The following is an 11897-nucleotide window of genomic DNA, read 5'->3' on the forward strand; positions in this document are numbered from 1 at the left end:
GACACGGTCAGCGGAAGGACAGGACCGTGTCGCCCCAGCCGGTGCGGAGGTCCGCGTCCAGGTTCTCGCCGACGCGGTCCTTCGTGTCGATGACGAGGGAGGCGCGCGAGCGGGTGTCGTAGACCGGCCAGTCGCCGCCGGGAGGCCTCCCGTTCGCGAAGTCGGTCCAGCGGCGCTGCATCCGTTCCGAGATCCGCTCGGCCGTCCGGCGGCCGCCGAGGCGGAACGCGGGGCCGGATCCCGCATCGAGCGTGCCCCACACGTACGCCAGCTCGGCGCCGTGCGCCGCGCCGATCCCCGCGAGGGTCATCAGCGGTGTCGAGTGGTCGAAGCGGTACAGGTAGGTGGGGGCGACGGAGGAGTGGCCGGCCGCCAGCCAGACGGTCGGCATCCGGAAGCCGATGTCGCGGGCGATCCCGACCCCGAGAGCCTTGCGCTTCACCTTCGCGTACGCCGCCAGCACCTGTTGCCGATCCGGGGAGGGCAGTTCCGGCTGCTCTTCGCGCATGGTCGCGAACATCTGCTCGATCGCGTCGGCCCCGATCGGCATCAGCGGCGAGTTCATGTAACGGAACAGCGTCCCTTCGTCGCGGTTGGTGCCGATGATGAGGGGCACGGGCAGGCCGCGGCCCTCGCTCAGCACGGTGATCGGGTGCTCCGGCAGGAGATCGCCGTCGACCACCGGGGCGAACGCGAGGGTTCCCGGATGCTCGCGTGGCACGGCGTCGTACACCCGTGCCGCTGCCGCGACGATGGCCTCCACGGGGAGGGCCCGCAGCTCGTCGAAGGTGGAGGCCCCGACCTCGTCCGCGAACCGGGTGGCGACCGTCGCGGCGCGCGTGCCGCCGTACATGGAGCTCGCGGGCGAGCTCTCGGCGATCGCGCGGTGGAAGAGCCCCGCCGCGCTCGGCGTCGCCAGCAGTGCGGTGACGAGCCCGCCTCCCGCGGACTCGCCGAAGAGCGTCACCCGGTCGGGGTCGCCCCCGAAGGCGCGCACGTTGTCTTGCACCCAGCGCAGGGCGAGCAGCACGTCGCGGAGAGCCGGGTTGGGCTCCGCCTCCTCGCCGCCGGGCAGTGAACGGAGGTCCAGGAAACCCAGGGCGCCCAGCCGGTAGTTGATGGTGACCAGGACGACGTCGCCGTCGGTGACGAGCGAGGTTCCGTCGTAGACCGCCTGGCTCGCGGCGCCGAACGTGTAGGCGCCTCCGTGCAGCCAGACCATCACCGGCCGCGCCTCCGCCGCGTCGGAGCGGCGCCACACGTTGAGGAAGAGACAGTCCTCGTCGGTGCGGACGCCCTCGCCGAGCGGCATGACCTTGTTGGCCGGCTGCGGCGCCGCTGGGCCGAACGACGTCGCGCGGGCGACCCCGTCCCGGCCGTGCGCGGCGACGGGCGCCGCCCAGCGCAGCGCCCCGGTCGGCGCCTCGCCGTAGCGGATGCCCTTCCAGACGGTCACCCGACCGTCGTCGTCACCGACGACCTCCCCGGACGTGGTGGAGGCGACGGCGCCGGCGATCGTTGTCATGACGTCATCTTCGGCCACCGCCGCCTCCGGGTCCAGCGCCCAGGAGGGGGCACGCTACCGCATCACTCCCACACCATGAAGGGCCGCAGTTCGAGCTGGCCGTTGCGCGCCATCGGGTGGCGGGAGGCGATCTCGATCGCCTCGTCGAGGCCGTCGACGTCGAGGATGTCGAAGCCGCAGATGACTTCCGTGGTCTCGGTGAACGGCCCGTCGGTGACGTAGCGCTTGCCATCGCGCACACGCACGACGCGCGACTCCGTCTGCGGCTGCAGCACTTCGCCGATGATGCGCTTGCCCGACGCGTCGAGCTCGTCGACCCAGAGGTCGACGTCGGACTCGTCCGTCTGGGCGTCGGGCTGGGAGTCGGTGATCACGAACATCATGTACTTCATGAGTCTGTAGTCCTTTCGAATCGGTGTCGGTTCACTGGGACGTCGAACGGAGTCGCACGCTCTCGACATTACGAGTGGTGTGGATGAGTCGGACGAGCACGGTCTCCACCGTCGCCGCGATGATGACGGCTCCGAGCGGCTCGCTCAGGCGGCCGAGGTAGGTGGGGGGAGTGGTGATCCAGAGCAGGCTGTAGCCGCAGTATGCGACGACGAAGGCGCTCAGCGTTCCGAAGACGTGGCGCCACCAGTGCACGGCGCCGGGCCGCGCCCGGGTGAACCAGGCGTAGAGGGCGGCAGCGGCGACGAACCCGACACCGGCGGCGGCCGGCCCGTACAGGAAGAGCTGGGGGCTGAGCAGCTCGCGCTTGGTGTCGTTGCCCAGCTCGTAGTCGATGATGTGCAGGAAGCCGACGCCGGCGCCGGCGAGGACTCCGGTGATGAGGAGGATGAGGCGTGCGTCCCTGCCCAGGAGGGGGTGGATCGGCACGGTCGTCACGCGGCCGACGATACTGCGTGGGTCGCCGGGGGTCCAGCATCGACGCGAGGCGGGCGCCCGGCACGCTGCGGTCGCTGCCCAGGTCGCGCGAAGACGGTTAGTGTAGCCTTACCTTACTCACCCGCCCCCGCCCGAAAGGTTCGACGTGACCGTGCTCGCACCGCCTCTCACGGACCGTCCGGCATATCGGCCGTATCGAGCGGCGGTGTCGGCCATCCGCAGGCTGAGCCCGGGCTTCCTGCGTGTGAGCCTCACCTGCGACGAGTTCGAGACGTTCGGCACCGAGCGGCTCGACCAGCGCATCAAGCTGGTCTTCCCGTTGGAGGACGGCACCTTCAGCCCCCTCGACGCGGGCGACTGGTACGACCAGTGGCGCGCTCTCCCCGAGGATCGGCGCAACCCGTTCCGCACCTACACGGTCCGTGACGTCTCGCAGGAGGAATGCCGGGTCGACATCGACTTCGTCGTCCACGGCGACGGCGGCCCCGCCGCCGGCTGGCTGAGCGGTGCGGCCATCGGCGACGAGCTCGTGGTCATCGGCCCCGATGCCCTCAGCGCGTACTCCGGGGTGGGCATCGACTGGAGGCCGGGCACGGCGAGCGACCTCCTGCTCGTCGGCGACGAGACGGCCGCACCGGCCATCACCTCCATCCTCGAGACCCTGCCGCCGACCCGTCGTGCACACGCGTTCATCGAGGTCCCGGCCGAGGAGGACGCCCTCCCGTTCGCGGTCGGCCCGAACGTGGAGGTCACCTGGATCGCGCGCGACGGCGGCGAGCACGGCTGCCGGCTGCTGCCGGCCGTCGCCGCCTGGCTCGCCGAGCGTCCGGAGCTGGTCGCCGCGGCCGCGGCCGACCGAGTCCAGCAGCTGGACGAGGTCGACGTCGACCGCGACATCCTCTGGGAGCGTCCGGAGCAGGCCGCCGGAGGGTTCTACGCGTGGATCGCGGGGGAGTCCGGGGTCGTGAAGACACTGCGCCGCCTGCTCGTGCGCGGGCACGGCATCGACCGCGGCCGGGTCGCCTTCATGGGCTACTGGAGGCTGGGGCGCGCGGAGCGGGTCTGACGTGCAGCCGGCAAGCGCTCCGTGCGCGGTCAGTGCTCCTTGCGCTCGGTGCCCGCGAACGTCTGCGGATAGTTGTCGAGCCACGACCAATGGCTCACCGGCCAGCTGATCACGAACGCGCGGCCGACGACATCGCTGAGAGGGACGAATCCCTTGGTCGGGTCGTCCATGTGATAACGCGAATCGGCCGAGTTGTAGCGGTTGTCACCCATCACCCAGACCTTGCCCGCGGGAACCGTGACGTCGAACGGCTTGCCCGAGACGGCCTGCTGCCCGGCCGGGAGCAGCACGTACGGCTCCTTGAGGGGGACGCCGTTGACGCTCATCTGGCCGAGGGCGTTGCAGCAGGTCACGTGGTCGCCCGGCAGCCCGATCAAGCGCTTGACCAGGTGCTGATCGCTGTCGGAGGCTCCGAGGCCGACGAAGTCGAGCACGGCGCCGATGCCCTTCTGGATCGGGTTGCCCGTGCTCGGGGCGGCCGGCGGCAGCCAGCCTCCCGGGTCTTTGAAGACGACGACGTCGCCGCGTTGCAGCCCGAAGACCTTCGGCTGCAGCTCGTTGACGATGATGCGGTCGTTGATCTGCAGCGTGTTCTCCATCGACCCGGAGGGGATGTAGAACGACCGCGCAACGAACGTCTTGATCAGGAACGAGACCAGGACGGCGACGACGAAGATGATCACGACGTCCCGCAGGAGAGCCTTCCACCCGGTCGTGCGCGTCGAGCGGCGCGGTCGGACGGTCTCGGTGCTGTCGGTCACAAACGTTCACGCTAGCGTGCCGATGCTGTGAGACGCATCCGATCCCCCGCACGAGGGATTGTCCGCGGGCCGTGCGGATGACAGGATGCAAGAACGGGCCTCACCGGCGCCCGAACCGGGGGCTCGCGTGATCATGCGGGACGCGTTGGCACGCTTCAGAATGCAGACACGACGCGAACGTCCGCGCCGCGGCGATGGAGGTCGTGGTCAGCGCCCGGAGGCCTTCCTCCGCAATGGGCCATTGCTCGTACCCGGCACTCTCGGTGGCCGGCGCTCGGCACCCGGGCATGACGGCCAGGGGCCGCTCCGCCGGGGCTTGGCGTATGCGGCCGCAGTCGCGCTGGCGGTCGGTCTCGTGCTCACCCCACTGCCCGCGACGGCCGACGACTGCTCAGGAGGCGGGTGCACCAGCTCGACGCCGACACCCGACCCGACACCGACGCCCGGGCCGACCGAATCACCCTCGCCGACACCCGCGCCGAGCCCGACGCCGACTCCTCCGCCCACGCCGACCCCCACGCCGACGCCCACGCCGACCCCCACTCCGACTCCGACACCGTGCCCGACCTCCGCGCCGACCCCGAGCCCCGCACCCACGTCGACGCCGATCCCGGCACCGACATCCTGCCCGACGCCGACGCCGACGCCGACGCCGACTCCCACTCCGACTCCGACGCCCCCGCCGACCACGCAATCTCCCGCGCCCACCGACGACGTCCCGTTGCTGGTGCCCGACCTCCCCGACACCAGCGAGCAGATCGACACCGTGGACGCGGAGCAGGCCGCGCAGCTGGCCAGCCAGCTCGCCGAAGCGCAACAAGCGCTGGCCGACGCGACCGACGCAAACGTCGCCGCTCAGCGCGAGCAGCAGCAGGCCAAGGCCTCGGCGGACGCCCTCGCCGCCCAAGCAAAGGCCGTGAAGAAGCACGCGGCGGCGTCCGCGGCTTTCGCGACGGCCCTCATCCGTGCCGCCGGCTGGAAGGGCATCACCGACGACCCGCTCGCCGCGGTGCTCGGAACGCACGGCGACCTCCTCACCAAGCTCGGCGCCGTCCAGCGCCTCCGCTCGCTGAGCGACGATCGCGTGGCGGCCCTCCGTGCCGCGGCGGCGGACGCGGCCGCAGCGAAGTCGTTGAACAGCCAGGCGCAGCACGCCGCCGACGCGCTCGCCGGCATCGACGTCGACGCCAGTCAACAGGCGGTCTCCGACGCCCAGCTCCAGGTGGACACCGCGTCGGCGGCCCTGGATCAGCTGCCCACCCTGCTCACGGCCGGCACCGGCTGGCAGGCGCTCATCGTCGACCCAGGCGCCATCGCGACCGGCTGGACACTGCCCGTCCACGGCCCGATGACCGACCCGTTCGGGCCGCGGCCCTCCCGGCCGGCCGGCACGGCGCCCTTCCACCCCGGCGACGACATCGGCGCGGCGTGCGGCACCACGATCGTGGCCGCGTCCGCCGGAGTCGTGGTTCAGGCCGGGCCCAACGGCGGGTACGGCAACTTCGTGCTCATCGACCACGGAGGCGGCGTCGAGACGGCCTACGGGCACATCCGCGACGGGGGGATCGGCGTGACCGTCGGCGAGCAGGTGGTCGCCGGGCAGCCGATCGCGCAGGTCGGCTCCACCGGAGCCTCCACCGGCTGCCACCTCCACCTCGAAGTCCGGGTGAACGGCGTGCAAATAGATCCCTATCCGTTCCTCGCCGCACGCGGAGTCATCGTCGGAACGCGCTGACGGGCGTACGGTTCAGGCATGACGGAACTGACGGAGCTGGTGGGCTCGTGGATGCGCCGCCAACGCTGGTACTCGACCAAGGCCGTCGAACCGCGGCTGCGCCTGCTGGGCTCGTTCGAGCTCGACCGAGCCCCGGAGACGGCCGACGACGGTTCGCGCATCATCACCTATTTCTTCTGCGACGACGCCCCGCGCACCCCGCGGGTGTACCAGGTGCCGCTCGTCGCCCGGGTGCGGCGCGACGGCGATCCTGCGGGGTTCGTGGGCGAGGCCGGAGGCCGGTATCTGTACGACGGGCCCGTCGAGGAGGCATACGTCGCCGCGCTCGCCGCCCTGATGACGGGGGCTGGACGCGCCGACGGCGAGCACGCCAGGTCGACCGGTCACTCGCTGGGCGCCCGCATCCCGGTGCACTCGTCACGCCGGCTCTCGGCCGAGCAGTCGAACACCTCGATCGTCGCCGAGATCGACGACGGCGTGCTGACACTGGTGAAGGTCTTCCGGGTCGTGCAGGACGGCGAGAACCCGGACATCTCGACTCTCGCGGCCCTGACCGCCGGCGGATCGGAACGCACTCCCGCACTCCTCGGCTGGCTGTCCGGCTCATGGCCGGGCCCTGGCCCCGACGACGGCATGGCCACGGGTGAGTTGGCGCTCATGCAGGACTTCGTCCCCGGCGCCGAGGACGGCTGGGAGCTCGCGGTCAGCGCCGCGGAACGCGGAGAGGACTTCACCGAGCGCGCCTTCGCGCTCGGCGCGGGTACCGCCGAGCTGCATCGGCTGATGGCCGGCGTCCTCCCGACGCGGGCGGCGGAGGCCGAAGACGTCAGGGCCGCTCTCGACGGCATGTTCAGGAGGCTCACCATCACGACCACCGAGGTGCCGGAGGTCGACGAGCTGCGTGCGGGCATCGCCGCGGTGTACGAGGCGGCTGCGGCCGCACCACTTCCCGTGCTGCAGCGCATCCACGGCGACCTCCACCTCGGCCAGGTGCTCTTCTCGCCCGACCGCGGCTGGCAGTTCATCGACTTCGAGGGCGAGCCGTTGCGCCCCCTCGCCGAGCGTGCGCTGCCCGACGCGACGATGCGCGACGTCGCGGGCATGCTGCGCTCGTTCGACTACGTCTCCGGTTCGCTCGCCCGGCGCGAGCCTCCCGTCGATGCCCGGGCGTGGGCCGCAGACGCGCGGGAGGCGTACCTCGACGGCTACGCCTCCGTCGCAGGCGAAGTGCTGCACGAGTTCGCGGACCTGCTGACGGCGTTCGAGCTCGACAAAGCGGTCTACGAGATCACCTACGAGGCGCGCCACCGGCCGAGCTGGATCCCGATCCCGCGCACGGCCGTCGAACGGCTGCTCGACGACGCCCACGGGATCACACCGCGCGAGGCAGGGGCTTCGTCGCGATAGCCGGAGGGCGGCCTCCTCGCGCGTGCGGAACCCTGGGCGAGCGCGTCGTGGCGGCCGCGTGCGAACGTGCGTAGCCGAGCCGCGACGTCCGGCGTGTTACCCGCACGCCGGGCGCCGCGTGGAACGGACATCTTCGAAGCCCATGCCCGTCCTGGGCGAATTGTGCGGCGTACGGGAGGCCGTGGGCAGACAGAACGCCGGGTCTACCCCGACCTGCTGGAGGCGGGGAGCCCGGCGTCCTGTGCGCTGGTCTTCGCTCGGCTACGCCTCCGCAGTCGCCCCGATGCGGTATCGCGCGCCGCGGTGGTTCTCCGGCAGGCGGTCGCCGGCTCCGTGCAGCTTGTTGCGCAGCGTGCCCTCGACGTAGGCCTCCGGGTACGCCCCGCGCTTGCGCAGCTCGGGGATGACGAACTCGACGATGTCCTCGAACGTGCCCGGTGTGATCGCGTAGGCGAGGTTGAAGCCATCCACATCGGTCTCGTCGACCCACTGTTGCAGCTGGTCGGCGATGCTGACGGCGCCGCCGACGATGAACGGGCCGAGGCCGCCGATCACGCCGTTGCGGCCGATGTCGCGCACCGTCCACTCGCCGCCCTCGGCGTTCGGCCGCTGGAAGTTGGCGACCGCCGACTGGATGGCGTTGCTCTTGACGTTGCCGATCGGCTCGTCCAGGTCGTACTGCGACAGGTCCACGCCCATCCAGCCCGACATGAAGACCAGAGCGCCCTCGTCGTCCGTGTACTGCAGGAAGTCCTCGAACTTGGCCTGCGCCTTCTCGTCGGTCTCGTCGGTGATGATCGTGAGGAGGGTGTAGATGCGAGCGGAGTAGCGGTCGCGGCCCACGGCCTCCAGCGCGTCGCGGAGTTTCGCCACGGTCTCCTTCAGGCCCTCTTTGGTGGAGGCCGCCACGAAGATCGCCTCGGCGTTCTCTGCCGCGAAGCCGATGCCGCGTTTGGAGGCGCCCGCCTGGTAGATCACCGGGGTGCGCTGCGGGCTCGGCTCGGAGAGGTGGATGCCCGGTACGGTGAAGTGCTTGCCCTTGTGGCCGATCTCGTGCACCTTCGACGGGTCGGTGAACACGCCCGACTCCCGGTCGCGGATGACGGCGTCGTCCTCCCAGGAGCCCTCCCACAGCTTGTAGAGCACCTCCAGGTACTCGTCGGCGTGGTCGTAGCGGTCGTCGTGCTGCAGCTGGTCGTCGTGACCCATGTTGCGCGCGGCCGAGGGCAGGTAGCCAGTGACGACGTTCCAGCCGACCCGGCCGTTCGTCAGGTGGTCGAGCGTCGACATGCGGCGCGCGAACGGGTACGGGTGCTCGTAGGCGGTGCCCGCGGTGACGCCGAAGCCGAGGTTCTCGGTCACGAGCGCCATCGCCGAGACCAGGAGGAGCGGGTCGTTCACGGGGACCTGCGCGCCGTGGCGGATGGCGGCCTCGTTGCTGCCGCCGTAGACGTCGTAGGTGCCGAGGACGTCGGCGATGAAGATGCCGTCGAAGGTGCCGCGCTCGAGCAGCTTCGCGAGCTCCGTCCAGTAGGTGAGGTCCTTGTAGCGCCAAGCCTGGTCTTCGGGGTGCCGCCACATTCCGGACGACTGGTGGGCGACGCAGTTCATGTCGAACGCGTTGAAACGGATCTGCCGGGTCATGGGCTCCAGGATGCATGCGTTCGCGGACGCCCGCACGCCCGCTGTCACATCGCGTAACGCGTGCTCACGCGTTCTGGCGTCGCCGAGCCGCCGGGGCCTCGGGCTGCCGTGTTCGCCTGCGTCGCGGTGGAGCGGCGACGAAGGACGCGCGATGCTGCTCAGGCCGGTCATGACCGGGAGGTTCGAGTGGGCCGATTCGGTCGATGAACGGGACGGAGCGGAGGGCCCGGAGGCCGTAGGCGTTCCAGATCCCGGCCGCCACCAGGGCTGCCGTCAGAGCTGTGAGCGCACCGCCGATGACGTCGCTGGGGTAGTGCGCGCCTCCGTACACCCTGCTCGCCGCCACGGCCGCGACGAGCAGGCTCGCGAGCACGGCGACGATTCTCCGTCGTTCGGTCGCCAGGAGGATCCAGCCGATCGCGAGCGCCGTGGCGAAGGCGGTGTGACCGCTCGGAAAGCTGCTTTCGCCGACCCTCGCAAGCGTCGCGTCGTTCAGTATGTCGGCGGGTGGACGAGGCCTGGCGACCAGCATCTTCACCGCCTGAGTGCTGAGCCAGCCGACGCTGACGACGAAACAGACGCCGAACGCGTTGACCGGCGAGCGCTTGACCAGAAGGCCGAGGAAGGTCGCCCCGATGATCAGGAGGTTCGCTGTCGGAGCGAACCCAACGGCGATCGCCGAAGCGATGCCGTCGAGCACGTCGGATCGCGACGACCCGGCCAGGATGACGAGGTCGAGTTCGGCCGCCGAGAGTGCCGGAACGAGCGTGACCGTGAAACCGAGGAACACGACGATCAAGCCGGCATTGACGGCGAGCACGATCCAGTGGCGTGGAACGGGGATGACCGCCAGTCGGGTGGCATGCGCGTCGGTGCGTGCGATCCGTGTGCTGTCACGGGCGCGACGGGATGAAAGCATAGGGGTTGCGTGCCTTACGTTTGATGTTTCATCTGAGTATGTCAGATGTACGTCAAAGAAGGCTGGCGAAGAAGGTGACCCCTCACTCGCCGCGGAAGACCGGCGGACGCTTCTGCTGGAAGGCGGCGAAGCCCTCGCGGTAGTCGGCGGTGTCGCGGAGGACGGCCTGGGCCTCGCTCTCGGCGATGACCGACGACCAGAAGTCGAGGCTGCCGTCGCGCAGGCCCGCGACGATGCGCTTGCTCGCCAGGAACGCCTGGGTCGCGCCACGGGAGGCGCTCGCCGCGGCCTCCTCGACTGCCGCGTCGAGCTCGTCGGCGGGCAGCGCCCGGCTGAACAGGCCGCCGGCCACGGCTTCCGTGCCCGAGATCAGCCGCCCCGAGTAGATGAGCTCGAGGGCCCGGTGCGGGCCGAGGCGCGAGACCAGGAGCCAGTGGCCTCCCGAGTCGAGGGCGGCGCCGAGCGCGGCGAACGGCGAGCCGACCTTGGCGTTCTCGGCGACGAACACCACGTCGGTGGCGACGAGGAGGCCGAGGCCGACGCCGAGGGCGGCTCCCTGCGTTGCCGCGAAGGTCGGGGCGGGGAACGCGCTCATCCGCCGCAGCAGCGGCGTCACCAGGCCGTCGAGGTAGCCGGACACGTCGTCGGTGGCCGGGTCGACGCCCGCGATGTCGCGCCCTGCGCAGAAGGATCGGCCCTCCCCGCGCAGGATGAGAGCGCGGACGCCGGCGGCCTCGGCCTCCGCGTAGGCGGCGTCGAGCGCCCGGAGGTCGTCGGGACCGAGCGCGTTGAGCCGCTCCGGCGCGTTCAGTGTGACGCGGGCGATGCCGTCGTGGATGCTCAGGTCGATCACGGTTCCCCCTAGACGTCGTAGTCGACGGCGACGCGCTCGGTCAGCGGATGCGACTGGCAGGTGAGCACGTAGCCGGCTTCCAGCTCCTCCGGCTCGAGCGCGTAGTTCTCGGTCATCCGCACGTCGCCGACGAGCAGCCGCGCCCGGCAGGTGCCGCAGACGCCGCCTGTGCAGGCGAACGGCACGTCCGGCCGCACCCGCAGCGCGGCGTTGAGCACGGACTCGTTGGCGTCGACCGGCGTGGTCACCGTGGAGGTCTGACCGTCGAGGGTGAACTCGATCTCGGCCGTCTTCTCGCCGTCGTGCACGACCACCGGGTGCCCCACGTCGCCGCGCACCTCGCCCGGCTCGCCCGTCGTGAAGAGCTCGAAGTGGATGCGCGAGCGCGGCACCTCGTACGTCTCCAGCACGTCGCGGCAGAGCTGCACGAGCTCGAACGGCCCGCACAGGAACCACTCGTCGACCGTGCTCGGCGGCAGCAGCGCCTCCAGGATGGTGCGGAGTCGCTCGTCGTCGATCCTGCCGGACAGGAGCGGAGCGGTGCGCTGCTCGCGCGACAGCACGTGGTGAAGCGCGAGGCGCGACGGGTAGCGGTCCTTGAGATCGGCGAGCTCCTCGAGGAACATCACGTCGATCGCCGTGCGGTTCGTGTAGACGAGCGTGAACGAGCTGGTCGGGGAGGCCGCGAGCACGCTGGAGGCGAGCGCCATCAGCGGGGTGATGCCCGAGCCGGCCGCGATTGCGGCGACGTGCTTCCCGTCCAGGTCGCCGAGGTCGATCGTGAACGTGCCCTGCGGGCTCATCACGTCGATGCGGTCGCCGGCCCGCAGCTCGCTCGTGGCCCAGGTCGAGAACGCCCCGCCGAGGTCGCGCTTGATCGCCACGCTGATCCGGCCGCGCGACGGCGGCCGGCAGATCGAGTAGCTGCGCCGCAGCTCCCGGCCGTCGACGGTCGCGCGCAGGGCCACGTGCTGGCCCGGCAGGTAGTCGTACTCGCCGTGGAGGCTCTCGGGCACCGCGAAGGTCACCTCGACGCTCGCCGCGGTGAGCGGGCGCACCTCGGCGACCGCGAGCGTGTGGAATCGCGCACGCGCCATCA

Annotated in this window: 12 protein-coding genes; 3 read left to right on the forward strand and 9 right to left on the reverse strand. The window is 71.0% G+C overall.

Annotation, left to right across the window (positions count from 1 at the left end):
* Window positions 1-7: 7 nt before the first annotated feature.
* The 3 genes from AC0HS0_RS01275 to AC0HS0_RS01285 form a co-directional block, all read right to left on the reverse strand.
* Window positions 8-1525, reverse strand: coding sequence for a carboxylesterase/lipase family protein (locus AC0HS0_RS01275; RefSeq protein WP_472961100.1), 1518 nt, complete (start codon window positions 1523-1525; stop codon window positions 8-10).
* 62 nt (window positions 1526-1587) lie between these two features.
* Window positions 1588-1917, reverse strand: a complete 330-nt coding sequence (locus AC0HS0_RS01280) for a YciI family protein (RefSeq protein ID WP_472961101.1) — start codon at window positions 1915-1917, stop codon at window positions 1588-1590.
* A 31-nt stretch (window positions 1918-1948) separates the two neighbouring features.
* On the reverse strand, window positions 1949-2413 hold the full coding sequence (locus AC0HS0_RS01285; protein ID WP_472961102.1) for a hypothetical protein: 465 nt from the start codon (window positions 2411-2413) through the stop codon (window positions 1949-1951).
* 205 nt (window positions 2414-2618) lie between these two features.
* Between AC0HS0_RS01285 and AC0HS0_RS01290 the strand changes: the two genes are divergently transcribed.
* On the forward strand, window positions 2619-3479 hold the full coding sequence (locus tag AC0HS0_RS01290; protein ID WP_472961103.1) for a siderophore-interacting protein: 861 nt from the start codon (window positions 2619-2621) through the stop codon (window positions 3477-3479).
* Between the two features lie 29 nt (window positions 3480-3508).
* Here AC0HS0_RS01290 and lepB read toward each other — a convergent pair whose 3' ends face one another.
* Complete coding sequence (lepB, locus tag AC0HS0_RS01295) at window positions 3509-4240, reverse strand: signal peptidase I (RefSeq protein ID WP_472961104.1); 732 nt, start codon at window positions 4238-4240, stop codon at window positions 3509-3511.
* Between the two features lie 207 nt (window positions 4241-4447).
* Complete coding sequence (locus AC0HS0_RS01300; protein ID WP_472961105.1) at window positions 4448-4903, reverse strand: hypothetical protein; 456 nt, start codon at window positions 4901-4903, stop codon at window positions 4448-4450.
* 64 nt (window positions 4904-4967) lie between these two features.
* Here AC0HS0_RS01300 and AC0HS0_RS01305 point away from each other — a divergent pair, with 64 nt between their 5' ends.
* Complete coding sequence (locus AC0HS0_RS01305) at window positions 4968-5975, forward strand: M23 family metallopeptidase (RefSeq protein ID WP_472961106.1); 1008 nt, start codon at window positions 4968-4970, stop codon at window positions 5973-5975.
* Window positions 5976-5993: 18 nt separating this feature from the next.
* Window positions 5994-7382 carry a maltokinase N-terminal cap-like domain-containing protein gene (locus AC0HS0_RS01310; RefSeq protein ID WP_472961107.1) on the forward strand — a complete coding sequence of 463 codons (1389 nt, stop codon included), beginning with the start codon at window positions 5994-5996 and terminating at the stop codon, window positions 7380-7382.
* Between the two features lie 261 nt (window positions 7383-7643).
* On the opposite strand, the gene AC0HS0_RS01315 is transcribed toward AC0HS0_RS01310, so the two are convergent.
* From AC0HS0_RS01315 to paaE, 4 genes are all read right to left on the reverse strand, one after another.
* The gene (locus AC0HS0_RS01315) at window positions 7644-9026 is read right to left on the reverse strand and encodes an LLM class flavin-dependent oxidoreductase (RefSeq protein WP_472961108.1); all 1383 of its coding nucleotides are present in this window, start codon (window positions 9024-9026) and stop codon (window positions 7644-7646) included.
* A 64-nt stretch (window positions 9027-9090) separates the two neighbouring features.
* The gene (locus AC0HS0_RS01320; RefSeq protein WP_472961109.1) at window positions 9091-9945 is read right to left on the reverse strand and encodes a phosphatase PAP2 family protein; all 855 of its coding nucleotides are present in this window, start codon (window positions 9943-9945) and stop codon (window positions 9091-9093) included.
* An 82-nt stretch (window positions 9946-10027) separates the two neighbouring features.
* Window positions 10028-10798, reverse strand: coding sequence for an enoyl-CoA hydratase/isomerase family protein (locus AC0HS0_RS01325; RefSeq protein ID WP_472961111.1), 771 nt, complete (start codon window positions 10796-10798; stop codon window positions 10028-10030).
* A gap of 8 nt (window positions 10799-10806) precedes the next feature.
* Window positions 10807-11895: a 1,2-phenylacetyl-CoA epoxidase subunit PaaE gene (gene paaE, locus AC0HS0_RS01330; RefSeq protein WP_472961112.1), complete on the reverse strand. Its 1089-nt coding sequence runs from the start codon at window positions 11893-11895 to the stop codon at window positions 10807-10809.
* Between the last annotated feature and the right edge of the window lie 2 nt (window positions 11896-11897).

The sequence above is a fragment of the Leifsonia sp. PARNA 1/14 genome (genome assembly GCF_055720965.1).